This is a genomic window from Alloalcanivorax mobilis, assembly GCF_002864685.1.
Classification (GTDB): domain Bacteria; phylum Pseudomonadota; class Gammaproteobacteria; order Pseudomonadales; family Alcanivoracaceae; genus Alloalcanivorax; species Alloalcanivorax mobilis.
Window position 1 is genome coordinate 1 of record NZ_NMQZ01000053.1, and the last position, 25090, is coordinate 25090.

At 63.9% G+C, this 25090-nt stretch carries 24 protein-coding genes; 8 read left to right on the plus strand and 16 right to left on the minus strand.

Annotated elements, in window-relative coordinates; translation table 11 throughout:
- Nucleotides 1-347 precede the first annotated feature (347 nt).
- The 14 genes from queC to aspS all read right to left on the minus strand — a co-directional run bounded on the left by queC (nucleotide 348) and on the right by aspS (nucleotide 12120).
- Complete coding sequence (gene queC, locus CGS25_RS17640) at nucleotides 348-1019, minus strand: 7-cyano-7-deazaguanine synthase QueC (protein ID WP_089032702.1); 672 nt, start codon at nucleotides 1017-1019, stop codon at nucleotides 348-350.
- A gap of 48 nt (nucleotides 1020-1067) precedes the next feature.
- Entirely contained in the window at nucleotides 1068-1709 is a 642-nt protein-coding gene (gene queE, locus CGS25_RS17645) for a 7-carboxy-7-deazaguanine synthase QueE (protein ID WP_089032703.1), read from the minus strand.
- A 128-nt stretch (nucleotides 1710-1837) separates the two neighbouring features.
- Nucleotides 1838-2626, minus strand: a complete 789-nt coding sequence (gene ybgF, locus CGS25_RS17650) for a tol-pal system protein YbgF (RefSeq protein WP_089032704.1) — start codon at nucleotides 2624-2626, stop codon at nucleotides 1838-1840.
- 3 nt (nucleotides 2627-2629) lie between these two features.
- Nucleotides 2630-3199, minus strand: a complete 570-nt coding sequence (gene pal / locus CGS25_RS17655; protein ID WP_101676280.1) for a peptidoglycan-associated lipoprotein Pal — start codon at nucleotides 3197-3199, stop codon at nucleotides 2630-2632.
- Nucleotides 3200-3243: 44 nt separating this feature from the next.
- The gene (tolB, locus tag CGS25_RS17660; protein WP_089032706.1) at nucleotides 3244-4521 is read right to left on the minus strand and encodes a Tol-Pal system beta propeller repeat protein TolB; all 1278 of its coding nucleotides are present in this window, start codon (nucleotides 4519-4521) and stop codon (nucleotides 3244-3246) included.
- Nucleotides 4518-5402 (minus strand): cell envelope integrity protein TolA, encoded by an 885-nt coding sequence (gene tolA, locus CGS25_RS17665; protein WP_101676281.1) that lies wholly within the window; start codon nucleotides 5400-5402, stop codon nucleotides 4518-4520. Before tolA ends, tolB begins: the two co-directional genes overlap by 4 nt.
- A complete protein-coding gene (tolR, locus tag CGS25_RS17670; protein WP_089032708.1) occupies nucleotides 5399-5830 on the minus strand; it encodes a protein TolR in 432 nt (143 codons plus the stop codon). The genes tolA and tolR overlap by 4 nt, the downstream gene beginning before the upstream one ends.
- A 14-nt stretch (nucleotides 5831-5844) precedes the next feature.
- The gene (tolQ, locus tag CGS25_RS17675) at nucleotides 5845-6534 is read right to left on the minus strand and encodes a protein TolQ (RefSeq protein WP_089032709.1); all 690 of its coding nucleotides are present in this window, start codon (nucleotides 6532-6534) and stop codon (nucleotides 5845-5847) included.
- The gene (gene ybgC, locus CGS25_RS17680; protein ID WP_101676282.1) at nucleotides 6527-6976 is read right to left on the minus strand and encodes a tol-pal system-associated acyl-CoA thioesterase; all 450 of its coding nucleotides are present in this window, start codon (nucleotides 6974-6976) and stop codon (nucleotides 6527-6529) included. The genes tolQ and ybgC overlap by 8 nt, the downstream gene beginning before the upstream one ends.
- Nucleotides 6969-7997: a Holliday junction branch migration DNA helicase RuvB gene (gene ruvB, locus CGS25_RS17685; RefSeq protein ID WP_089032711.1), complete on the minus strand. Its 1029-nt coding sequence runs from the start codon at nucleotides 7995-7997 to the stop codon at nucleotides 6969-6971. Before ruvB ends, ybgC begins: the two co-directional genes overlap by 8 nt.
- Before the next feature lie 81 nt (nucleotides 7998-8078).
- Nucleotides 8079-8681, minus strand: coding sequence for a Holliday junction branch migration protein RuvA (gene ruvA, locus CGS25_RS17690; protein WP_101676283.1), 603 nt, complete (start codon nucleotides 8679-8681; stop codon nucleotides 8079-8081).
- Nucleotides 8678-9196 (minus strand): crossover junction endodeoxyribonuclease RuvC, encoded by a 519-nt coding sequence (gene ruvC, locus CGS25_RS17695; RefSeq protein ID WP_101676284.1) that lies wholly within the window; start codon nucleotides 9194-9196, stop codon nucleotides 8678-8680. The genes ruvA and ruvC overlap by 4 nt, the downstream gene beginning before the upstream one ends.
- A gap of 247 nt (nucleotides 9197-9443) precedes the next feature.
- Nucleotides 9444-10178, minus strand: a complete 735-nt coding sequence (locus tag CGS25_RS17700) for a YebC/PmpR family DNA-binding transcriptional regulator (protein WP_089032714.1) — start codon at nucleotides 10176-10178, stop codon at nucleotides 9444-9446.
- Nucleotides 10179-10356: 178 nt separating this feature from the next.
- A complete protein-coding gene (aspS, locus tag CGS25_RS17705) occupies nucleotides 10357-12120 on the minus strand; it encodes an aspartate--tRNA ligase (protein WP_101676285.1) in 1764 nt (587 codons plus the stop codon).
- A gap of 410 nt (nucleotides 12121-12530) precedes the next feature.
- Here aspS and CGS25_RS17710 point away from each other — a divergent pair, with 410 nt between their 5' ends.
- The 7 genes from CGS25_RS17710 (at nucleotide 12531) to CGS25_RS17740 (ending at nucleotide 21126) form a co-directional block, all read left to right on the plus strand.
- Nucleotides 12531-12908 (plus strand): HU family DNA-binding protein, encoded by a 378-nt coding sequence (locus CGS25_RS17710; protein WP_089032716.1) that lies wholly within the window; start codon nucleotides 12531-12533, stop codon nucleotides 12906-12908.
- Between the two features lie 166 nt (nucleotides 12909-13074).
- Nucleotides 13075-13365 carry a PA4642 family protein gene (locus tag CGS25_RS17715; RefSeq protein WP_101676286.1) on the plus strand — a complete coding sequence of 97 codons (291 nt, stop codon included), beginning with the start codon at nucleotides 13075-13077 and terminating at the stop codon, nucleotides 13363-13365.
- Between the two features lie 19 nt (nucleotides 13366-13384).
- Nucleotides 13385-14008, plus strand: a complete 624-nt coding sequence (locus CGS25_RS17720; RefSeq protein ID WP_089032718.1) for a class I SAM-dependent methyltransferase — start codon at nucleotides 13385-13387, stop codon at nucleotides 14006-14008.
- Nucleotides 14009-14055: 47 nt separating this feature from the next.
- Nucleotides 14056-15246 (plus strand): histidine kinase dimerization/phospho-acceptor domain-containing protein, encoded by a 1191-nt coding sequence (locus CGS25_RS18905; RefSeq protein ID WP_108723628.1) that lies wholly within the window; start codon nucleotides 14056-14058, stop codon nucleotides 15244-15246.
- Nucleotides 15233-15784 (plus strand): response regulator transcription factor, encoded by a 552-nt coding sequence (locus tag CGS25_RS17730; RefSeq protein ID WP_089032720.1) that lies wholly within the window; start codon nucleotides 15233-15235, stop codon nucleotides 15782-15784. Before CGS25_RS18905 ends, CGS25_RS17730 begins: the two co-directional genes overlap by 14 nt.
- A 180-nt stretch (nucleotides 15785-15964) precedes the next feature.
- Nucleotides 15965-17662 (plus strand): autotransporter assembly complex protein TamA, encoded by a 1698-nt coding sequence (locus CGS25_RS17735; protein ID WP_232802483.1) that lies wholly within the window; start codon nucleotides 15965-15967, stop codon nucleotides 17660-17662.
- Nucleotides 17659-21126 (plus strand): translocation/assembly module TamB domain-containing protein, encoded by a 3468-nt coding sequence (locus CGS25_RS17740; protein ID WP_101676287.1) that lies wholly within the window; start codon nucleotides 17659-17661, stop codon nucleotides 21124-21126. Before CGS25_RS17735 ends, CGS25_RS17740 begins: the two co-directional genes overlap by 4 nt.
- Before the next feature lie 160 nt (nucleotides 21127-21286).
- Here the strand turns inward: CGS25_RS17740 and CGS25_RS17745 are convergent, their stop codons facing one another.
- Entirely contained in the window at nucleotides 21287-21709 is a 423-nt protein-coding gene (locus tag CGS25_RS17745) for a PaaI family thioesterase (protein ID WP_089032722.1), read from the minus strand.
- A gap of 342 nt (nucleotides 21710-22051) precedes the next feature.
- On the opposite strand from CGS25_RS17745, the gene CGS25_RS17750 reads away from it, so the two are divergent.
- Nucleotides 22052-23764: a proline--tRNA ligase gene (locus CGS25_RS17750; protein WP_101676288.1), complete on the plus strand. Its 1713-nt coding sequence runs from the start codon at nucleotides 22052-22054 to the stop codon at nucleotides 23762-23764.
- A 116-nt stretch (nucleotides 23765-23880) separates the two neighbouring features.
- Here the strand turns inward: CGS25_RS17750 and CGS25_RS17755 are convergent, their stop codons facing one another.
- Nucleotides 23881-24894 carry a DUF4062 domain-containing protein gene (locus CGS25_RS17755; protein WP_232802485.1) on the minus strand — a complete coding sequence of 338 codons (1014 nt, stop codon included), beginning with the start codon at nucleotides 24892-24894 and terminating at the stop codon, nucleotides 23881-23883.
- Nucleotides 24895-25090 lie beyond the last annotated feature (196 nt).

Here is a 25090-nt window from a genome sequence, read left to right on the forward strand (position 1 = left end):
CCGTCCGGCTGCGCCGGTTCGCGATCAAGGATCGCTCCCACAGCGGCTTTGTTGCTCAGTAGTGCGAATCTGACATGAACCAGGCAAGACCAGCCGCTTGCGACTGGAACGCCGAAGGCGGGCCCGGGTGAGTGGCAACGCCACAAATCAAGTAGAACACCCAAGGGGGCGTCAATGGCGATGGGACATGTTCCCTGGCGGTCAGATTCCCTCCAATCCGCGAAGAACCTTTTTTTGCCCACGACACACCGAAAGGCTGGATTGCCGGCCAGAAGACGTCGCTGGCGCGGCCTCTCGTCACACCACGCCCTCCCCCGTGCTGTTCCCTGTCCCCTGTTCCGCCCGTGTTAGCCCTGATAAACCGTGGGGTCGGTGACGCCGGCCTGGTCAAAACCCTGGCGGCGCAGGCGGCAGCTGTCGCAGCGGCCGCAGGCGCGGCCTTCGCTGTCGGCCTGATAGCAAGAGACGGTGAGGGCGTAATCCACGCCCAGCGCGACGCCCTGGGCGATGATCTGCGCCTTGGAGAGGTGCATCAACGGTGTGGCGATGCGCATCGGGTGGCCTTCGACGCCGGCTTTGGTGGCCAGGTTGGCCAGGGTTTGGAAGGCATCGATAAAGGCCGGCCGGCAGTCCGGATAGCCCGAATAATCCACCGCGTTCACGCCGATAAAGAGGGCGCTGGCATCCACCACCTCGGCCAGACCCAGGGCCAGCGACAGAAACACGGTGTTGCGGGCCGGCACGTAGGTCACCGGAATCCCTTCGCCGCCGTCTTCGGGCACATCGATGCTGTGGTCGGTCAGGGCGGAGCCGCCGATGGTGCCCAGGCCCAGTTCGATCACCCGGTGCGACTGCGCGCCGAGCTCAACGGACAGACGCTCGGCGGCTTTCAGTTCGGCACGCGTGCGCTGGCCGTAATCAAAGGCGATGGTATGGCAGCGGTAACCCTGATCGCGGGCCATGGCCAGGCAGGTGGCGGAGTCCAGCCCGCCGGAGAGCAGTACCACGGCGGTGGTCATGATCCGGCCCCCGTTTTGTTCGGTTCCTTCATCGGATTTCTCCGTTTCTCAGCGCCCTCTGGCGTCGTTCCAGAGGAGCTTGTGCAGTTGCAGTTGAAAGCGTACCGGCAAGCGATCCTGAAGAATCCAGGCGGCCAGATCCCCAGGCTCGAGCTGGCCATGCACCGGCGAGAACAAAACGTCGGACACCCGACCGGCAAGCTGGTGCTGGTCAAGCATAAAGCGGGCCCAGTCGTAATCGCGCCGGTCGGCGAGCACGAATTTGACCTGATGATGAGGCCGCAGGTGCGGTATGTTCTCCAACCGATTGTTGTGTTGTTCGCCAGAACCGGGCGCTTTCAAATCCATCACCACCGACACCCGTTCGTCGACCCCGGCGATGTCCATGGCGCCACCGGTCTCCAGACTCACCTGATACCCCTGGTCGCACAGGGCCACCAGCAATGGCAGGCAGTTGGGCTGGGCGAGCGGTTCGCCACCGGTGACGGTGACATAATCGGCGCCGTGACCGGCCACTTCCTCGAGGATCGCCGCCAGGGCGCGCTTTTCGCCACCCTGGAAAGCGTACTCGGTGTCACACCAGACGCACCGCTGTGGGCAACCGGTGAGGCGCACAAACACGGTCGGGCGGCCCACGGATCGGGCTTCCCCCTGCAGGGAGTGGAAGATTTCTGTGATGCGCAGTTCCACGGTCTCTCCTGGCGAACGGCCGGGTACGGCACGACGCCGATCAGCTCGGTGGCGGTTGAGGTGGCGCGGATTCTATCACTTTTCGCGGCCGGATAGGCCAGAGGGGGCAACAGTGCAACGGCGGCCGATCAGCCGCCGTTCAACTGCTTGAGCATGGATTTGGCCAGTTCCGCTTCGGAAGAGTCGGGAAACTGTTTCACCAGCTGGTTCAAAGCCACTTTGGCTTGTGCGGTGTTGCCAGCGCGGGCATCCAGGCTGGCCAGCTTGTACAGGCTGGTCGGCGCTTTACCGTGATTGGGGTATTTATCCAACACGGCCTGGAACTGCTGCCGGGCTTTGCTCAACTGAGGCTGTTTCTGATTGCTGTACACCTCGCCCAACCAGAAGTGGGCGTGGGCACGGAACTGCCCCTGGGGGTAATCCTTGAGGTAACTCTCGAACGCACTGGCGGCGGCGTCGAAATCCCGCTCCAGCAGTTTGCCCTTGGCGGCGCTGTAAGCGGCGCGGTCGGCTTCCGGGTCGGCCGGACCGTCGGTGCTGCCACCATCGTCACCGGCTTCGGCATCGGTCTTGGGCGCATCCTGAATCTGTTCGACCAGCGAATTAATGCGCGTATCCAGATCCAGATAGCGTTCCCGCTCACCCGCTTTCAGGGTGTCGACCTGGTGACGCAACTCTTCGATCTGGCCTTGCAGTTTCGCGATCCGCTCATCGTATTGCTGCATCTGCTGCATCAGCATATAGATGCCGTCCTGGCTGGTGCCATTGGCTCCGCCGGACGAAGACGAGGCCTGGCCGTCGTCGAAGCTGCGCTCCTCGACGGCCAGGGGGCCGGTGCTCTGCGCCTGCGCGCCGAACACCGCCCCGCCAAGCAGGACGCCTGCAACCAGACGTTGTAAGGCCTGCTTATAACGCATCGGTTACGGACGGCCTGCCAGGTAGTCGATCACTACGCGGCGGTTCTTGGCCCAATCCATTTCGGAGTGACCATAGGCGGCCGGCTTCTCTTCACCGTAGGCAACCACTTCGATCTGGGAAGAAGACACGCCCTGAACGCGCAGGAACTTCTGAACGGACTCGGAACGACGCTCGGACAGAGCCACGTTGTACTCGCGGGTACCGCGCTCATCAGCGTGACCACCGAGACGAACCTTGGCGTTCGGGTTGTTCTTCAGGTAGGTGGCGTGGGCGCGCAGGGTTTCAAACGCGGCCGCCGGCACGGTGTTGCTGTCAAAAGCGAAGTAAATCACCTTGGTGTTGGTGGTGCCGTCGTAGTTGGACGGATGATTGTGGAAGTTCTCAGCGGTCAGCGGAATGTTGCTGCTGTCCGGCTTCGGCTGGGGCCGTTGCATCGGCTGAGTGGAGCTGGTGTCGGTCTGCTGCGGCATGGTGTCCGTGGCAGAGCTATCGTCCTCGGTCGGAGTACTGGAACAAGCAGCCAGAATGCCGGCAAGGAACACGGCGAGTAACGGGTTAAGAACAGAACGCATAAGAAAACTCCTATTAATTTCCTGATTGGAACTCTGAGATCCGTTCAGAGGAACGGCGACCAGGCCGGTTCCCTGACTTCCCCTTCCTTCGATGGAAGCTCTACTTTGACTCTCCCATCAATGGAGACGGCTTCAAGGACCCCCGTACCCCTATGTTGCGTCCCGTAAATTATCATACTTCCATTAGGCGCAACACTGGGCGATTCATCCATATCGGTCTTGGTCACAATATCGAACGTACCGCGTTGGAGGTCCTGAACACCGACGTTGAAGCTGCCTCCACGCCGGTGAACATAAACCAGATAACGACCGTCCGGCGTGACCGCGGGACGGGCGTTGTAATTGCCTTCGAACGACACCCGGCGCACCGAGCCATCGTTGATATTAAGTTTATAGATTTGCGGTCCGCCGGAGCGGCTGGAGGTAAACACCAGGCTGTCGCCATCGGGCATCCAGCGCGCCTCGGTGTCAATGCCGTAATCGTTGGTCAGGCGGGTCAGGCCGCTGCCGTCGATGTTGATCGAATAGATCTCCGGATTGCCATCCCGCGACAAGGTAATCGCCAGCTTCTGGCCATCCGGCGACCAGGACGGCGCGCCGTTGATGCCAGAGAAGCTGGTCACCACGCGGCGGCTGCCGCTGCGCAGATCATGGATATAAATGTTCGGCCGACCCTGGTTCTCGAAAGAGACGTAAGCAATACGGGTGCCATCCGGTGACCAGGACGGGCTCATGATCGGTTCCCCGCTGCGCAGAATGGTCTGCGCGCGGGCGCCGTCGGCGTCGGCGTATTGCAACTGGTAGGGCTGCTTGGCCCGGCGATTGTGGGTCACGTAAACGATCTTGGTGGAGAACGCACCCTGGATCCCGGTCAGTTGCTCGTAGATACGGTCCGAGATGGCGTGCGCCACGTCACGCAACTGCGCCTCCGGCGGCTGGTAGCTCTCGGAGATCAGCCGTTTCTGGGCGGCCACGTCATAGAGCCCGTAACTGACTTGATAGCCCCCGGCGCCATTGGGTTTGACCTGGCCGGTGACCAGATATTCCTGGTTCAGCACTCGGAAGTCGCGGTAGATGATCTGGTCTTCGCGGGTCGGCCGGCTCAACATCTGCTCGGGCGCCAGGGGTTTGAACTGGCCGCTGCGGTGCAGATCGGCGCGCACGATGTCGGAGATGTTTTCCGAAGCGTCGGACGCACCAGCAAAGGGCACGATGGCGATGGGCACCGCGTCCACCCGGCCTTCGGTAATCTGGATCATCAGTTCCGCTCTGGCGCTGATCGCCAGCAGGGTAAGCACGATAGCGGTTACAACTCGCATCATCTTGCGTCTCCGGGTTGGAATGCGATGGTGAAGGTACGGAACTTCTCGAACAGGCTGCCCTCCGGTACCGGCAACGGGCTGGCCAGTTTCACCGCGTTCATCAGGGATTCGTCGAAATTGGGATAGCCGCTGGATTTCGCCACGCTGACCCCGGACACCTCGCCACCGGGAATCACCTGAATGCGCACTTGCACGCTCAAGTCATTACGGTTGCGATAATTGCCGGGAATACGCCAGCGCCGGGAAATCGCCGCGCGGACCGCATCCTCGTAGCTGGCGGTCTCTTCGCTGACATCGCTGCTTTCGTCACCGCTGCCCGGGGCCTCATTCTCGGTTTTGGCGTCGTCCTTGCGCGCCATCTCCAGTGCCTCTTCCGCCATCAATTCCTCCATGCTGGGCTGCTTGAAGTCCGGCGTCTTCGGCTCGGGCTTCTTGGGCTCCGGTTTGCTTTCCGGCTTGGGCTTGGGCTCGGGCTTTTTCTCCGGTTTCGGCTCGGGCTTGGGCTCAGGCTTGGGCTGCGGTTTGGGTTCCGGCTTCGGCTTTGGCTTGGGTTCGGGCTTGGGTTCGGGTTTCGGCTCGGGCTTTGGCTTGGGCTCCGGTTTCTTCTCCACCTTCGGTTCTGGCTTGGGCTCGGGTTTCGGCTGCGGCTTGGGCTCGGGCTTTTTTTCCTCGACCGTCTTCGGTTGATCCTTCTCGGCGTTCTTCTCGCTGCTCTGTTGGGGGGCACGCTGGGTTTCTTCCATGACCCGCGCCATCACATGCGGCGGAATCTTTGGAGGGCGGCGCAGCTCCGGGTCCGAGGACCAGTTAAACAGCATCGCGCCCAACACCAACAGATGCAGGGCAACGGAAACGCCGATGGCAACGCCACGATCACTCATGAACGCCCCGGCGGCTCCGTGACCAGGCCCACGTTTTCAACGCCGGCACTTTGCAGTTCGGACATCAAAGTGACCACTCTGCCATAAGGCACTTTCTGGTCGCCCTGGACAAGAAACAGCGTGTTGGGCTTCTGTTCACGGATGGTGAGGACTCGCTCCTTGACGGTCTCCAGCGCGGTGGCGCTGTTGCTGTCCTCGCCCACGTTAATAAAATAGCTGCCATCGGCGCGCACGGTGATCATAACCGGCTCTTCCTTGATGGCGATCGGCGCGCTGCTGGTTTGCGGCAGATCCACCGACACGCCCTGGGTCATCATCGGCGCGGTGGCCATGAAGATCACCAGCAGCACCAGCATCACGTCGATGTAGGGCACCACGTTGATCTCGGCCATCACCTTACGCGGCGTGCGCACTTTCAAACCACTCATCGCCAGTCTCCGGTTCAGGCGTCACGACCATGGGCCTGGCGATGCAACACCGAGGAAAACTCCTCGGCGAACATCTCACACTCGCCCACCAGCTCGTCCGACAGCGCCGCGTAACGGTTGTAGGCCATCACCGCCGGGATCGCGGCGAACAGGCCCATGGCCGTGGCCACCAGCGCCTCGGCGATACCCGGCGCCACCGAACTCAGGGTCGCCTGGGTTACGTTGGCCAGGGCGCGAAATGAATTCATGATGCCCCACACGGTGCCAAACAGACCGATGTAAGGGCTGGTGGAACCGACCGTGGCCAGAAAAGGCAGGTGTTTAGTCAGGCGGTTTTGCTCGCGCTGCAGCGCCACGCGCATGGCGCGCTGGGCGCCTTCCATGATCGCTTCCGGGCCGCGCGTGGATTTGGACAACCGCACGAACTCCTGGAAACCGGCGCGGAACACCGTCTCGCAGGACGAATCCGCGTTGGGGCTGCGACGCACCTGGTTATACAAGCTCGACAGATCATCACCGGACCAGAACTTCTCCTGGAACGCCCGGTCAGCGCGCTGGGTGCGGCTGAGCACCAGATAGCGGGAGACAATCATGTACCAGGAGATCAGCGACGCGATCAGCAACAGCAGCATCACCGCCTTGACCACCAGCGTGGCCTCGCCTACCAGTACGAGTATCGACATACTCGATGAAGCTTCACCCATTGACCCCGACTCCTTTTCCTTCGTATTCCGCCTTGAACCGTTCGTATAAAGGCGTTGGCAGCGGCCGTGGCCGAATGCCATCGGCACTCACGCAGGCGACCTTGATCTGCGCCTCGCAAAGCAACTCGCCACCCCGCTTCACGCTCTGCGTGAACACCAGGGTGGCCCGGCCCAGATGCGTCAACCGGGCGCTGACCTCAAGCGCATCGTCAATGCGCGCCGGCCGGCGGTAGCTGATCTGGCAGGAATGCACCACGAACTGAAAGTTCTCTTCGGCCAGCGCGTAGTGCTGGTATTCCAGTGAGCGCATGTACTCGGTCCGGGCGCGCTCCATGAACTTCAGATAATTCACGTAGTACACGATGCCACCGGCGTCAGTGTCTTCGATGTAGACGCGCACCGGTAGGACAAATTCCGAACTCTGAGAAGATTTTTCACGCATTAAACAAATCACCCTCTTTTCCCGGGGGACGCAGGCCAAAATGACGCCAGGCGTGGTTGGTGATCTGGCGTCCACGCGAGGTGCGCTGAATAAAGCCCTGCTGGATCAGATACGGTTCGACCACTTCCTCAAGGGTGCCGGCGTCTTCATTGAGCGCCGCCGCCAACGAGTCCAGCCCCACCGGGCCGCCGTCGAATTTATCCATCATCATGCTCAACAGGCGCCGGTCGGTGCCATCCAGCCCATGGCTGTCCACCTCCAACATGTCCAGGGCGCCCCGTGCCACCGGCCCGGTGATACGGCCGTCGCTCTTCACCTGGGCGAAATCACGCACCCGCCGCAGCAGGCGGTTGGCAATGCGCGGCGTGCCCCGGGCGCGGCGTGCCACTTCTTCGGCGCCTTCTTCGTCCACCGGAATCGCCAGAATGTCGCAGGATCGAAACACAATGCCGGCGAGGTCCTCCACGCTGTAAAACTCCAGACGCTGAACAATACCGAAGCGATCGCGCAACGGCGCGGTCAGCAGCCCGGCACGGGTGGTGGCGCCGACCAGGGTAAAGGGAGGCAAATCCAGTTTGATCGAGCGAGCAGCCGGGCCTTCGCCAATCATGATGTCGAGCTGGTAATCCTCCATGGCCGGATAGAGGATTTCTTCCACCACCGCGGAAAGACGGTGGATCTCGTCCACGAACAGAACATCGCCTTCCTCGAGGTTGGTGAGAATGGCGGCCAGATCACCGGCCTTTTCCAGCACCGGCCCTGAAGTGGACTTGAGTTCCGAGCCCATTTCCCGGGCAATAATGTGCGCCAGAGTGGTTTTACCCAGCCCTGGCGGCCCGAAAATCAAGGTGTGATCCAGCGCCTCGCCACGCCCGCGGGCGGCATCGATGAAAATTTCCAGCCGCTCGCTGACCTTCGGCTGGCCGCGATAATCGGCCAGGCTGGCCGGACGAATCGCGCGATCCTGCTGTTCTTCGCGGTGATCACCGGTGCTGGCGGAAATAAGACGCTCATTGTCCATCAATCAAGCCGGCCTCTTAGGGGTTGGATACCGTGGGCGACCGCAATCGGCGCGGGCAATGCTCGCCCCGGAACGATCCGGTCACCTTGCCAGACTGCGCAGCGCCCGGCGAATCAGCTCTTCACTGCTGTCATGGTCACCCTCGCCGGCTTTGCTCACCGCCGCGCTGGCGTCCTTATATCGGTAACCCAGCGCTTCCAGCGCGGCGATCGCGTCGGCGCGCGCGTCCGGCGGGCCGTCCACCACCACCGGCCCGGGCAACGCGGTGGGGGCGCCATCCAGTTTATCCAAACGGTCGGACATTTCGATCACCAGCCGCTCGGCGGTCTTTTTGCCGATGCCGGGCACCTTCACCAGGGAAGTGGTGTCCTGATCGCGGATGCACGCCGCCAGCCGGTCCGCCTCGATGCCGGAGAGAATCGCCAGCCCCATCTTCGGACCCACGCCGTTGACCCTGATCAGGCTGCGAAACAGCTCCCGCTCATAGCGGCTGGCGAAGCCATACAGCAACTGGGCGTCTTCACGCACCACGAAATGGGTGTGCAGGGTCAGCTCCGCGCCCACCTCAGGCAGGGAATAGAACACCGTCATCGGGGCTTCCACTTCGTAACCGACACCGCCCACCTCCAGCAACAGGCGGGGCGGACGCTTCTCGATCAGGGTGCCTCTGAGTTGTCCAATCATCGTATCCGTCCTCCTCTCACCGCCGTGGCCCCGGCAATGCGCGCCAGGGAAACGCGCATGTGCGCGTGGCACAGCGCGATCGCCAGCGCGTCGGCGGCGTCCTCTTGAGGACGCTGATCCAGTTTCAGCAAGTGGCGCACCATTTCTCCCACCTGCACTTTTTCCGCGCCACCGCGCCCCACCACCGCCTGCTTGACCTGACGGGCGGAATATTCGAACACCGGCACCCCGGTCTGCACCACGGCGGTCAAGGCCGCGCCACGGGCCTGGCCGAGCTTCAAGGCGGAATCCGGATTGCGCGCCATAAACACCTTCTCGATGCTGATTTCCACCGGCCGATGGGCCGAGATGACGTCGCACAGACCGGCAAAAATCTGACCCAGACGCGGGGCCATTTCCTTGCCGGTGGTATTGATGGTGCCGAACGCGATCACCGAGGTGCGATTGCCCACCTGCTCGATCACCCCGTAACCGGTATGGCGAGAACCCGGGTCGATGCCCATCAGAATGGTCATAGTGCGCCTGTGGCCGCTATAAAAAAGGCAGGTTACATCTAACCTGCCTGCTGTTCTTATGTCCAGTAGAAGTGTGATGACGCTGGACGCTGGACGCTGGACGCCGGACGCTCAACCCGAGACTGGAATCATTGCCGTGTTTCCTGTTTGTTCATCGACAGACTGACAGGAAACACGCCGCGCCTGTCAGGCTCGGATTTTAGCGTCCAGCGTCCAGCGTCAGGCGTCAGGCGTCGGGCGTCCAGCGTCAGACCCCTTCCGGCCACTCCGCATTGGTATACACATTCTGAACGTCGTCCAGATCTTCCAGGTGGTCGATCATCTTGCCCACGGTCTCGGCGGTGTCGGCGTCCAGTTCGGCGCGGGTGGCGGGGTTCATGGTGACTTCGGCGTCCGCCGGTTCCAACCCGGCGGCTTTGAGGGCATCGACCACCTCGCCAAAGCTGCGGTCCGGCCGGGTGATCACCAGGAAGCTGCCGTCGTCGTTTTCTTCCACGTCCTCGGCGCCGGCTTCCAGGGCCTGCTCCATGAGCTTCTCTTCATCGATGCCGGGCTCGAAAAAAATCTCGCCGCGCTTGGTGAACATGAACGCCACCGAGCCGCTGGTGCCCAGGTTGCCACCGAACTTGGAGAACGCGTGGCGCACCTCCGCCACGGTGCGGTTGACGTTGTCGGTCATGGTCTCCACCAGCACCGCCACGCCGTTCTTGCCGTAGCCCTCGTAGGTGATTTCCTCCATGTTGGAGTCGTCATCACCGCCGACACCGCGCTTGATGGCGCGGTCGATGGTGTCGCGGGTCATGTTGTTGCCCAGCGCCTTGTCCACCGCCGCGCGCAGGCGCGGGTTATCATTGATCTCGCCACCGCCCATGCGCGCCGACACGGTGATCTCGCGAATCAGTTTGGTGAATATCTTGCCCCGCTTGGCGTCCTGAGCCGCCTTGCGGTGTTTGATATTGGCCCATTTGCTATGACCGGCCATTGGTAACCTCCGCTTACGCGCTGGACGCCGGACGCTGGACGCCAGACGCTCAACCCGGTGCTGAAATCGTCGGTGTGTTGTGTTGCCTGCCAGCGTGCTGCTGACCAGCAGAAAACATACCGCACCTTTCCGATGCGGGTTTTAGCGTCCGGCGTCCAGCATCCGGCGTCCAGCGTCTTTATTGATTGTCCTTACGAACCTGAATACCCACTTCACGAAGCTGCTGATTGTCCACCGGCGAGGGCGCGTTGGTCATCAGGCAGGCGGCGGTCTGGGTTTTCGGGAACGCGATCACGTCGCGGATCGACTCGCCACCGGTCATCAGCATCACCATGCGGTCCAGGCCAAAGGCCAGGCCGCCGTGGGGCGGCGCGCCGTACTTGAGGCCGTCCAGCAGGAAGCCGAATTTTTCATCCGCTTCCTGATCGCTGATCCCGAGCGCCTCGAACACCGCGCGTTGCATGTCCGGCCGGTGAATACGGATCGAACCGCCACCCAGCTCGGTGCCGTTGAGCACCATGTCATAAGCACGGGAGAGCGCCCCTTCCGGGTTGCTCTTGAGCTCGGCGGGGTCGCACTTGGGCATGGTAAAGGGATGATGCAGCGCGTAGTAACGGCCCTCATCCTCTTCGAACATGGGGAAATCCACCACCCACAACGGCGCCCAGTCGCCTTTCGCCAGGCCGCGCTCATGGCCCACCTTGACGCGCAACGCGCCAATCGCCTCGTTGACGACCTTGGCCTTGTCGGCGCCGAAGAAAATCAGGTCGCCGCTGGCGGCGCCGGTGCGCTCAAGAATGCCCTTGATCGCCGCATCGGTGAGGAACTTGAGAATCGGCGACTGCAGCCCTTCGGCGCCGGCGTCCAGGTCATTCACCTTGACGTAAGCCAGGCCCCGGGCGCCATAGATGCCAACAAACTTCGTGTACTCATCGATTTCCTTGCGGCTCAGGCTGGCGCCGCCGGGCACGTTCATCGCCACCACCCGGCCTTTCGGGTCCTGGGCCGGGCCGGAAAACACCTTGAACTCGACGCCGTCCATCAGATCAGCGATGTCCACCAGCTCCATCGGCACGCGCAAATCCGGCTTGTCGGAGCCGTAGCGACGCATTGCTTCTTCGAAGGTCATGCGCGGGAAGGCCGGCAAATCAACGTCCAGCATGTCCTTGAACAGTTTGCGAGCCATCGATTCCGCCACCGCCATGATGTCCTCTTCGTCCACGAAAGAGGCTTCCAGATCGATCTGCGTGAACTCCGGCTGGCGGTCGGCGCGCAGGTCCTCGTCACGGAAACATTTGGCGATCTGGTAGTAGCGGTCAAAGCCCGCCACCATCAGCAATTGCTTAAACAGCTGCGGAGACTGCGGCAGAGCAAAGAAGCTGCCGGCATGGGTGCGGCTGGGCACCAGATAGTCGCGGGCGCCTTCCGGCGTGGCGCGGGTCAGGATCGGCGTTTCCACGTCCATGAAGCCCTCGCCTTCCAGGAAGGCGCGCACCGCGTGGGTGAGCCGCGAGCGGAACTGGAAGCGCTTGAGCGCTTCCGGACGGCGCAGATCCAGATAGCGGTACTTCAAACGCACCTCTTCACCGGCGGCGGAAAACTCATCCAGCTCGAACGGCGGCGTTTGCGCCTCATTGAGAATGGTCAGGGATTTGCCCAGCACTTCGATGTCGCCAGTGGGCATGCGCGAGTTACGCACGGCATCGGCGCGCAGCCGGACACGGCCTTCCAACTGCAGCACGTACTCGCCGCGTGCCTTGTCGGCCAGGGCAAACGCTTCTTCCGTGTCCGGATCGAACACCACCTGCACCAGCCCGTTGCGATCGCGCAGGTCGAGGAAGATCACCCCGCCGTGGTCACGGCGACGGTGTACCCAACCGCACAGCTTTACCGTTTCCCCGTCGTGGGAGGCTCGCAGATCACCGCAATAATGGCTTCGCATTTCCACTGTCCGTTTTTGAGTCCGTTTGGCTCGGGAGCCCGTCGCACCCACCCGCCGGCGGTTCCGATGATGCCGGCGAGGGGAAAAACAGGCTCCCACTAAAATGGCGGCACAGTATAGCGATTCGCATCGGCCCGGGCCATGCCAACACCAGCCCGTCGGCGCCCGCTGGCCTCATCGAGCGCCCCCGGCAAGGCCCTCTGGCGGCGCTTCCATCGCATCGGACACTCGAATTCGTGCCGAACACCACAAAAAATAGGGCCGCGACGCCTTGTACCCCGGGAAACCTTGGCATATAACAGGATGCGATCAGTCGTACCTCTGAGTGCGCGCAGTCCAGGGGTGCCCTGACAGGGAAGCAACCAACTCACAGCAATCAGGAAGTCACCAACCAAGGGGTAAGCGATCCTATGGCTGCAAAGAAAAAAGCGGCAAAGAAGGCCGTCAAGGCGGCACCCGCCACGAACCGGGTTAAAGCCATCGCCGAGCCGATGACCAAAACCCAGATCATTTCGCAAATCAGCGAGAACTCCGGCCTGACCAAGAAAGACGTGGGCAAGGTGTTCGATGAACTCACCGACATCATGGAAGGCCACCTGAAAAAGCGCGGCGTCGGCCACTTCACCCTGCCGGGCATCATGAAAGTCGTCACCCAGAAGAAACCCGCCACCAAGGCGCGCAAGGGCACCAATCCTTTCACCGGCCAGGAAACCACGTTCGCCGCGAAACCGGCGCGCACCGTGGTCAAAATCCGTCCTCTGAAGAAACTGAAAGACTTCGCACAGTAGTACCCTGGCCGGGCCGGCAGCCGCCGGTCCGGTCTCCTTCCCCCGATTGTGTTGTTCCCCTCACCGGCGAGCCCACCACGACGTGGGTGCGAGTCGGGCGCTCAAGTCCTATAATCCCCCGCCCAACGCAGGGCCACCCAGCGCCCCCCCCGACGCGAGGTTTGTAATGGCAGAGCGCAAAGACAAGCAAAAGGTGATCGGCGAGCCGATGACCGACGAGCAGATCAAGGTCTTCCTGGACTTTCCCAGCGAAGAAGGCGAAAACGGCGATTTCCACGTTCTGATGAAAGCCTACCGGGCCTTCCGCGCCGAGGATTTCGAGCGCTTCGTGGCGTTTTTCCAGGAACAGGGCCGCGACATCAACGCCACCGACCCGCAGGGCCGCACCCTGCTGCAGATCGTTCGCGGCCATGGCAAAAGCAAACCGTTCGTGGCGATTCTGGAGCGCGCCGGCTAACGAATCGGGGAGGCAAAGCATGGGGTTCTACAGCGAGCACCTGTTTCCACCGCTGCTGGATTGGGCCACCCGCCCTTTTTATCGGGACCGCCAGCGTCTTATCGCGCGGGCACACGGGCGCGTTCTGGAAATCGGCGCGGGCAGCGGCGCCAATTTGCCTTTATATGGCCCCCAGGCCACCGAGGTGCACGCCCTCGAACCGGACCCGGCCCTGATGCGCCGGGCGCGCGGCCCGGCCCGCGACGGCGACGCGCCGCACCGCTTCCGCCTGGTGCGCGGCGACGCCCAGCGGCTGCCTTATCCGGATGGCCACTTCGACACCGTGGTCGCCTGCCTGGTGTTGTGCACCATTGCCGATGCGGATCGTGCCGCCCGCGAAATGCGCCGGGTGCTGGCCGATGACGGCGAACTGCTGATCCTTGAACACGTGCTCGCCGAGCGCCCCGGTGCACAGCGCTGGCAGCGGCGTTTGAACCCGCTCTGGCACCGTCTCGCCTGCGGCTGTCAGTTAACCCGCGCCACCGACACCACCCTGGCCGAGGCCGGTTTCGACCTCACCGGCGTGCGTCGCTTTCGCCATCGGAAGGTCCCGGGCTTCATCGGCGACATGCTGGAAGGCAGCGCCACGGTCCGTATACCGTGACAAATTGCCGCGTTGCCGTCGCCCCCGGCACCGCTACAATCACCACCATGACCCGTTCCTCTTTTCCCCATGTGTGGCGCCGCCGGCTGATCTGGCTGCGAGGCCTTCTGGTGTTGTGCCTGTCGCTGGCGCTGTTGATGCTGCGCCGCCTGTCGCCGGTGGACATGCCGCCGCTGGAGCCGGTGCTGTGGCTGGCGGCGCTGTTGCTGCCCAGCGTGCTGACGCTGGCCACCCTGAACCGTGATGCCCAGCAACGCCTGCTGACCCTGGAGCTGATTCTCGACGCCCTGCTGTTTCTCGGCCTGATGCAGATTTTCGGTGGCACCAGCAACCCGCTCACTTTCTATCTGTTGATTCCCCTGCTGCTCGGCGGCCTCACCCTGACGCCCCTCGGCGCCGGGCTGATGCTCGCCGCCACCCTGACCGGTTATCTGCTGGTGGGCCAATGGCACCACATGCCCGCCCCCCACTCCACGCTGCACGCGCTCACCCGCGAACTCAGCGGCGTGCACAGCCTGGGCATGACCGTGGTGTTCATCGCCATGGCGGCGCTGCTGACCCTGCTCGGGCAGGTGATCCAGCGCCTCAGCCGGGCACAACAACGTCAGCAGGAACAGCTGATCGAACTGGCCGGGCGCCGCGAGCGCATGTATCAGGTGGCGGCGACGCTCGCCAACCAGGCCCATGAGCTGAACACCCCCCTGAGCACCCTGGTGATGCTGGCCGACAACGCACGCCGCGAGCCGGGCCTGCCCGACATCACCCGCCAGGATCTCGAGCAGATCGAAGCGCTGGCCCGGCGCGTGGCCGGGCAATTGCGCCAGTCCGATCAGCCGCCGTTCCCCGAGCAACTCAGTTTTCAGCAACTCGCCGAACAGGTGCGCCGGCAGTTGCGGCACCTGCACCCGACCTTGAAAATCAGTGTGGAAGGCCCCGGCGAGCGGTTGTTCCGCAACGCCCCGGACTGGTTCCGGGTGCTCAGCAATCTGGGCTACAACGCCATCGACGCCGGCGCCGATCACCTTGCCCTGCACCTGGCCGGCGGCCCGGATCATTGGGTGTTGCAGGTCAGCGACAACGGTCCGGACCACCCGCAAAAGTCCACCCGCGAAGGGCTCGGCATCGGCCTGGCGCTGGTGGAGAGCACCCTGGACGATCTGGGCGCGCGGCTGCAGCTTGGTTTTCACCACCAGTGGAGCCAGGCACGCATTGAATGGAGCGACCATGGCGACGCCTGAATCCCTGCTGCTGCTGGAAGACGACGAGGCGCTCGCCCGCCAGACCCGCCGCGCCCTGGAATACCACGGTGTGCAAGTGCACTGGGCGGCGCATCTGAAAGCCGCCGATCAACTGCTCGCCGGGTTGACGCACCTGGACGCGGCGGTGCTGGATCAAAATCTGGAACCGGACAATGGGCTCGATTTGATCTCTCCATTGCTGGCGCGCTTTCCTCAATGTCGCGTTATTGTGCTAACCGGCTACGGCAGCATCGCCGCCGCCGTCGCCGCCACCCGGCGCGGCGCCCACAACTATCTGACCAAGCCAGCCACCGCCGACGATATTCTGCTGGCCCTGGACAACGACCCCGCCGACCTGGCCACCCTGCCCGGCACCCCGCCCTCCCTGCAACGCCTCGAATGGGAGCACATTCAGCGCGTCCTGGACGCCCATGAGGGCAATATTTCCCGCGCCGCCCAGGCTCTGGGCATTCACCGGCGCACCCTGCAACGGCGTCTGAAAAAACGCCCCAGCCCTTCACACTACGAGCGGGATTGACTAGGGCCAGGAACAGGGGACGGGGTGAAGGGAACAGGCGGCGTTCCTTGTTCCCGAGTTATCGGGTGCTGCACAATGCCCGGGCTCTCGATCATTTCAGGGATGAACGCGCAGTTGATGATTCACCGCTATGGGATTCGACCGCTCACGGCCACGGCCCTGATGCTATGCCTCTCGCTCATGGCGACGCTGGCTTATGGCGCCGACGAAAAGCCGGTGCTCACCCTGCCGGAGGATTTGCCCGCCGGGGTGGAGAACAATCTGCGCGTGTTGATCGACCTGCCGCGCTATCCATGCCGGCCGGGGGCTGGCCAGAAAGCTCTGATCCAGCGCCAGGTGCGCGACAACGGCACCCAGGCCCTGCAGGCACTGGGTTATTACCAGTCCCAGGTGACCCAGCACTGGCAAGCCGCCAGCGAACAGGCCTGCTTCGGCATGCGTCTCGACGTTACCCACGGCACGCCCACCGCCATCGAGAGTTTCGATGTGCAAATCCAGGGCGAAGCGTCCCAGGACCCCGCCTTTAAGCGCCTGATCGACAACGCCAGGCTGGCCCCGGGCACGCGCCTGCGCCACGACCGTTACGAGAAGCTGAAAAGCGCCCTGCAGCAAACCCTGATCAATAACGGCTATGTGGAAGGCGATCTCACCGTGCACCGGCTGGAGGTGGACCGCGACCGCCACACCGCGCGCATTGTCATGAAGGTGGAAAGCGGCCCGCGCTACCGCTTCGGCGAGGTCGCCTTGAAAGGCGATGCACGGATTCGCGAATGGCTGCTGCGCGCCTATCTGCAATTCAGCGCCGGCGAACCGTTCAGCAACGACCGCCTGTTGGCCACCCAGCAGGCCTATCTGGGCAGCGGTTATTTCAGCGCGGTGCGGCTGGAGCGCGGTGAGCCGGACCCGCGGCAACATACCGTGCCGATTTCGATCACCTTCACGCCGCGCAACGAATGGGCCCTGCTGGCCGGCGTGGGCGTCAGCACCGACACCGGCCCGCGCTTACGCCTGGGGGTGGAAAACCGCCGTATTAATGGCGCCGGCCACACCGCCCGCGCCGAGACCGAGCTGTCCAGCGTGCGCCAGGGCGTCGGCGCCAGCTATCAGATCCCGCTCAGCGACCCGGTCAACGAAAAGCTCGATCTGCACACCACCTATCAGAACGAGGACACCGATTCCCGCGAGAGCGAAACGCTCAGTGTGGGCGCCGACCACATCGTCAAACTGGAGTCCGGCTGGGTGGCCACCACCTCGCTGGAATATTTGCGTGAAATCTACAACGTGGCCGACCAGGTCGACCAGGCGGATCTGATCATGCCCGGCTTCCAGCTCAGCCGGGTGAAATCCGACGACCCGGTCTATCCGACCCGGGGCTGGCGCCTGGGCGGCAAGGTACGCGGTGCCAGCCAAGCGATTTCATCGACCAGCTTCGTGCAGTTCGACGGCTGGGGGAAACTGATTCTGCCGGTGTTCCGGGGGCGCCTGTTGACCCGCTTCGAAGTGGGCTACACACAGATCGACAGCATCCGTGACCTGCCTGCCTCGTTGCGTTTTTTCGCCGGCGGCGATTCCAGCGTGCGCGGTTTCGGTTACGAATCCCTGGGCCCGGAAAACGACGACGGCGACGTAATCGGCGGCCGGCATCTGCTGATCGGCAGTGTCGAATACGATCACCCGGTGAGTGAATCCTGGAGCGTGGCGGTGTTTTCCGACGCCGGCAACGCCTTCAACGATTTCAACGACTACGACATGATCCGCAGCGCCGGCTTCGGCGTGCGCTGGCGCTCGCCGCTGGGGCCGATCCGGGTTGATCTGGCCCGTGGTCTGGAAGCCGACAGCGACTGGCGCTTGCACCTGAGCATGGGGCCGGATCTATGATCAAGCGCCTGTTGCTGATTGTTCTTCTGTTGTGTCTGTTACTGCTCGGCGCCGTGCTCGGCCTGCTGGGCACCCGCGCCGGCAACCTGTGGCTGCTGGAGCGCGCCAATGGCGTATTGCCCGGCGAGCTGAGCGTGCACGGCTGGCAGGGGCAATTACTGGGTGGCGTCACCGTGCAACGGCTGACCTACAGCCAGTCGCGGTCGTCATTGAACGTGGAGTTGAACGACCTGGAACTGGCGCTGGCACCGCGCGACCTGCTGCGCGGCTGGCTGCACGTCACCCGGCTGCGCGCCTCCCGCGTCGCGTTAACCCTGCCCCCCGGCGACGACCACGCCGACAGCACCCCGGCGGAGCCCTTCTCCTTGCCGGACAGCCTGGCCTTGCCACTGGGCGTGCAGATCGACGAACTGACCCTGGGCCGCTTCACCCTGAACGGCGAAACCCCGCTGCACGTCGACGCGATCGAAGCGCGCCAGGTACGCGCGCGGCGCAATCTGAGCGCCCGGCGGCTGGCGTTGAGCGTCGCCGACACCCGCCTGGAAGGCGCCCTGACGGGCAGTTTGTCCAGCCCCTACGCCCTCAAGGGCGCGCTCACCTGGCAGCGCCCCGGCGCGCCGGAGGCCGTCCCGGAGGCCCTCGGCGTGCTCGGCTTCGACGGCAGCGTCGACGATCTGGCGGTCAGCCATACGCTGGCCGCGCCGCTGCAACTGGTCTCCACCGGGCACCTGGGCTACCGGGAAAACACCCTGCATCTGGATCTGCAACATCGCTGGCCGGGTCAATCGGTGCCGGTGGAGCTGCCCGTCCCGGTGGCGCTGGGCGCCGGCCAGCTCAGCACCACCGGCACCCTGGACGCGGTGACCATCGACGGCCAGGCCGACCTGAGCGCGGATGGCACGCCGCTGCATCTGGCGGTGAACGGCCAGGCCGGTTTGCAAGCGCTGCAACTGGACGCTCTCACCGTCACCAGCGGCGCCCAACGCCTGACCCTGAACGGCCACCTGGATTACCAAAACGGTCTGGCCTGGGATCTGAACGCCGAGGGTCGTGCTCTCAACCCGGCCCTGCTGGCACCGGCCTGGCCCGGCAAACTGTCCCTCGACGCCGCCAGCCAGGGCCATTGGAACGGCGACGACTGGGCCCTCACGGTAGCGCCGCTGAAGCTCGCCGGCACCCTGAAAAACGCGCCGCTGTCCCTGACCGGCGAGGCCCGTCAGGACGCCGGCCGTGACCTGGCCATTGACCTCAATGGCCGCTGGGGCGAAGACCGCCTCACCGCCAACGGCCGAATCGGCGACCAGCTGGCCCTCGACGGCCGCCTCTCGGTGACGCGCCTGAGCCGTTGGTACGCCGCCGCCAACGGCCGCCTGCGGGCGGACTGGCGCTTGCGGGGTCCGCTCAAGACGCCGCGCCTGAGCGGCTCCGCCGACGGCCACGACCTGGGCTTCCAGCAATGGCATCTGCGCACCCTGGAGGCGCGCTTTACCGACCTCAACGCCGGGCAGACACCGATGCGCCTGCAGGCGCGCGCGCAAGGCGCCAGCCAGGATCAGATCGAGCGTCTGGACAGCGCCGAGCTCAACCTGGACGGCACCCGCGCCCGGCACCGGCTTTCCATTCAGGCCAATCAGGCCGGTGCCAATACCCGTTTAACCCTCAACGCCGGGCTCAGCAACGCCAATGTCTGGAAAGGCACCTTGGAAAGCTGGACGCTGACCCAGCCACGCCTGGGCCAATGGCAACTCAGCGACCCGGCGCCCTTCACCCTGAGCGCCGCCAGCCAGTCGCTGGCGCGCCTGTGTCTGGCCAGCGACGCGGGCGACGGCCATCTTTGCGTGCAGGGCGAGCACCGCGCCAACGGCGCCGTCGAGGCCGAGGCGGAGGTCCGCCAGGTACCTTTGGCACTGGCCAACCCCTGGCTTGGCGAGAGCCTGCGCCTGCGTGGCATGGCCCGCGCCGACGCCCGCTTCAGCGGCCGCCTGCCAGCGCCGCAAGGCGAATGGCAACTGACCCTGGACGACGCCGCCGTGCGCGTTATCGGCGCCGACTTGCAACACACCCTGCGTTTGAGCCAGGCGCAACTCAGCGGCGCCCTGGAGGGCGAGCGCCTCAGCAACACCCTGGACCTGGTGGTGCTCGACCAGGGCGAGCTGCACGCCACCGTGCAAAGTGGCCTGACGCCGGATTCGGCGTTGCAGGGGGAGGTCAACCTGTCGTTGCCCAACCTGGGCACCTGGGCGCCGCTGATCCCCCGGGTCGGCGAGGCACGAGGCGCGCTGCGTGGCGACCTGAGCCTGGCCGGCACCCTCGGCCAGCCACGCCTGGCCGGCGACGTACGGCTGGCCGACGGCCAGGCCTCGATACCGGATCTGGGCATCACCGTGGAGCAGATCAACGTGAGCCTGGCCGGCAGCCCCGCCGGCGGCCTGGGCCTGGGCCTGGACGGCCAGGCCCGTTTTGGCGAAGGTCTCCTCAACCTGCAAGGCCAGTGGAACCCTTCCCAATCGCCGCTCGCGCTCACCGTCACCGCCCGTGGCGACAATCTGCTGGTGGCCGAACGCACCGACGCCCGGGTCAAGGTATCGCCGGACCTCACCCTGCGCGGCGACGGCGACGGCCTGCGTCTGGAAGGCACGCTCACGGTACCCAGCGCCGATCTGACACCCCGCGAATTGCCCGAGAGCGCGGTCACCGTGAGCGGCGATCAGGTGCTGGTGGACGCGCGCGCCCAAGAGACCTCGGCGCTGGCGTTCGCCATGGCGGTGACAGTGGCGCTCGGCGACCAGGTGCACTTCGAGGGCTTCGGCCTCGACGCCACCCTGGCCGGCCAATTGCAGGTCACCCAGGCGCCGAACAAACCGGCCCAATTGAACGGCGAACTGATCATCGACAAAGGCCGCTACCGCGCCTACGGCCAGAATCTGGCGATCGACAATGGCCGCCTGTTGTTCCAGGGCGCGCCGGACAACCCCGGCCTGGACATCCGCGCGATACGCAAAATCCCCAGCGAGAATCAGGTGGTCGGCGTGCAACTCTCGGGCACCCTGCAAGAGCCCAAGGCGAGCATCTTCTCCGACCCGGCCCTGGAAGAAAGCGAGGCGATGTCCTATCTGCTCACCGGCCGCTCTCTGAGCAACGGCACCCAGGGCGACTCCGCCAAGGTGGCCCAGGCCCTCGCCCTCTATGGCCTGCAAAAAGGCAGCGGCGTGACCCAGAAAATCGGCGACACCCTGGGCCTGGACGAAGTCTCCATCGGCAGCGACTGGGAAACCTCCGACGCCGCCCTGATGCTCGGCAAGCAGCTCTCAGAACGCCTTTACCTGACCTATTCCGTGGGCCTGTTCGACGCCATCTCCACGGTCATGCTGCGCTACACCCTGACCCGCCAACTGCACCTGGAAACCCGCTCCAGCAGCAAAGCCCAGGCGATTGATTTGATTTGGGAGAAAGAGTTGGAATAAAGACTGGGAGAAGTTGAAGGTTAAAAGTTAAAAGTTAAAAGCGCGCTCGGGAAGCCTGCCACGCGAAGAGGTCATGCACGCGAACCTGGCAAAACACTCATGGATTTCAGCGACGCCCACCCTATCGACGAAGCCGCCTTTAACTTTCAACTTTTAACTTTTAACCCGTCTTCCCGCCCGGCAACGCATACGTCCCAGTAACATGCGCAACCATCTCATCGCTGCCTTCGCTGTAGATTCGCACTTCCATCACCGCCGAGCGCCGGCCCAGGCGGATGATTTCCGCTTCGCCGATCAGGTCCACCTGGCCGGGCTTGCTGAGGAAGTTGATGTTCAGATTCTGCGTCACCGCCATTTCCAGCCCGCCCAGGCGGCCGAGGATGGCGGCGTACATGGCGGTGTCCGCCAGGCTCATCATGGTCGGTCCGGACACCGTGCCGCCGGGGCGGATCATCGAACCCCGAAAGGGAAAGCGCACCCGCGCCCGATTCCCGCCCACCGATTCCACCACCACACCGGCGTCGCCAGCGGCGGGCAGCCCGTTATAGATGATGCCTTCCACGTCTTTGGCGCTGAGCGTCATAGTCGGATTCCCAAACTAAAGGCTTTGAAGGGGGTGAGTATAACCGTGCCGCTGGTGTTGCATAAATGGCTGGACGCTGGACGCTGGACGCCGGACGCCGGACGCTAGACGCCGGACGCTAAACCCGCGTCTGCCAGGCTTGGTGTGTTTTCTGCCAGACGCGCTGCAAACGGATAGGTTCGCGGAGGCATTCCAGGAAACACCCCATCGATCTCCGCACCGGGTTTAGCGTCCGGCGTCTAGCGTCCGGCGTCCGGCGTCCCCCCCGGTGCAAACCTTCCAGGGTTTGCATAGAATGCCCCCTTTATCCTTCAGTCTTATCGCCCTGGCCAAGAATCGACTATGCGCACCTCTCAGTATCTGCTCGGCACCGTCAAACAAACCCCCGCGGACGCGGTGGTGATCAGTCATCAGCTTATGCTGCGCGCCGGCATGGTGCGCAAGCTCGCCTCCGGGCTCTACACCTGGATGCCCACCGGCCTGCGCGTGCTGCGCAAGGTGGAGCGCATCGTCCGGGAAGAGATGGACCGCGCCGGCGCTCAGGAAGTACTGATGCCGGTGGTGCAGCCGATGGAACTGTGGGACGAATCCGGCCGGGCCGCCGCCTACGGCCCGGAACTGCTGCGCATCACTGATCGCCATGACAACCCCTTCTGCCTGGGCCCCACCCACGAAGAGGTGATCACCGATCTGGCACGCAACGAGATTCACAGCTACAAGCAGCTGCCGATGAATTTCTACCAGGTGCAGACCAAATTTCGCGACGAAATCCGCCCGCGCTTCGGCATCATGCGCTCGCGGGAATTCATCATGAAGGATGGCTATTCCTTCCATCTGAACGCCGAATCGCTGGAACAGACCTACCAGGTCATGCACCGCGCCTACTGCGCCATCTTCGATCGCCTGGGCCTGGATTACCGCCCGGTGGAAGCGGACACCGGCGCCATCGGCGGCGCCGCCAGCCACGAGTTCCACGTGCTGGCGGAATCCGGCGAGGACGACATCGCCTTCTCCAACGGCTCCGACTACGCCGCCAACGTGGAGAAAGCGGAAGCGCTCGCCCCCGCCGATGGCCCCGCCGCCCCCAGCGCCGATCTGGAACTGGTGGAAACACCCCAGGCACGCACCATCGAACAGTTGGTGGAGCAATTCGACCTGCCGGTGGAAAAGACCGTGAAAACCCTGATCGTGAAAGGCGCGGAAGCGGGCCTGGTAGCGCTGCTGGTGCGCGGCGATCATGAACTCAACACCATCAAGGCGGAGAAACTGGACGCCGTGGCAACGCCGCTGGAAATGGCCACCGAGCAAGAAATCCGCACCGCCCTGGATGCCGGGCCCGGCTCGCTGGGGCCGCTTAATCTACCGATCCCCTGCGTGGTGGATCGCACCGTGGCGGCAATGAGTGACTTCGCCGCCGGCGCCAACCTCGACGGCAAGCACTACTTCAACATCAACTGGGGCCGCGACGTGGCGCTGCCCCAGGTCGCCGACCTGCGCAACGTGGTGGAAGGCGATCCCAGCCCCGATGGCAACGGCACCCTGACCATCAAACGCGGCATCGAAGTGGGCCACATCTTCCAGCTCGGCACCAAGTACTCCCAGGCGCTCAACGCCACCGTGCTCGATGAAAACGGCAAGGCGGTGGTGATGCCCATGGGTTGCTACGGCATCGGCGTCAGCCGGGTGGTGGCCGCCGCCATTGAACAGAACCACGACGACAACGGCATCGTCTGGCCCGCCGCCCTCGCCCCGTTCCAGGTCGCCCTGGTACCGGTGAACATCAAGAAAAGCCCGCGCGAACGGGAACTGGCCGAAACGCTCTACCAGGAGCTCACCGACGCCGGCATCGAAGTGCTGTTCGACGACCGCGAAAAGGAACGTCTGGGCGTGAAACTGGCCGACACCGAACTGCTCGGCATCCCGCACCGCGTGGTCATCGCCGAACGCGGCCTGGACAACGGCACCCTGGAATACAAAGGCCGCCGCGACGCGCAAAACACCGACGTGGCGATGGATGGGATGGTCGGGTTTTTGAAGGAAAAGTTGGGTCGGTAAGAAAACCGGTTAAAAGTTGAAAGTTAAAAGTTAAAGCGCGGGCACGGCCGTGCCGACGGCAACCGCCCACACCGCGTTTCAACTTTTAACTTTTAACTTGCGACGCCACTCCGTGGTCATCGCCGCTGCGCCAGCACCTGATTCATGGTCGCATCCCCCTGGGCGGTGAGTTGCCACAACGGCATGCCACGGCTGTCTTTTTCCAGACTTTTGGCGATCAGGCCGAGCGCTCTCAGGTGCACCTTGATCTGGTTGAACGCATGGCCGGCGAGCACCACGTTGCGCACCGCGTGGGCGCGGGGGAACTCCCGGCGCACATCGTCCAGCGCCTGGCGGGCAATGTAATCTTCCAGCCCCTTTTGCATCACCGTTTCACTGGCCGGGTTGAGCATCATCGGCGCCACGCAGGCGAATACCCGGTCCCAGTCCAGCTGGCAGCGGGTCAGGGTGATCTTGCAGTCGCCGCCTTCGTAAACGTTGCAGGAATATTCCAGCGGCACCAGATCGCTGCCCCGCGCCAGGCCACGCACCGGCGCACGCAGCCCGCCGAGTAACCCCTCGCGTTCCTTTTCCAGCTCCGCGATACGCTGGCGCAAACGCTCATTCTGGTCGTCATCGGCGGCCTGCCCGGCCCGCACCCAGCCCGCCGCCGGATGATCGCGCATCACCTCGGGCATCACCCGCGCCACCAGAGCGCGCAGATCGTTTTCGTCATGCCAGTGATGGCACAACGCCTTGGTCCGCAGCAACCGCGCGAAATCGTCGCGCCGCACCTGCCCCTCGCGGTTCGGCTCGCGGCCGTCTTCCGGCAGGGTATGGGGCTGGTCATGGATCAGCGCCACCACCGGCTTGCGCTTGGTGGCGGCGAAAATGTATTCACGGTGGGTGTAACTCAGCCCCAACGGCGACAGCGCGCCATAACGACCGCCCAACAGGATCACGAAGTAATCGCTGTCGTCGATCAGACGCTGCACCACCGGCATCAGGGCAGCGCCATCGGCGCCGTGCAGATCCATGCCCACCGGCACCAGACCCAGATCCAACAACGCCGGCATTAAAGCCTGGCGAGCGCCCTGCATGTCCGGATAGGTGGTGCTGATAAACACCTGAAAGCGTTTCCCGACCGTCACCCCGATCTCCGTATCAACCCGTGCCGGTATTAAAACGGCTGGGCGTGACGATCACAAGGTGGCTAGAGGCTGGCACGCTGCACGCACGCGCTTCGCGCTACACGCCAAACCCGGCGCTGAGGTGGGAGTAGTCCCTGACCGCGAACCAGCCCGAAGGCGAGGACCAGCCTGGCAAAGCCCATTCGCGGTCGAGGAC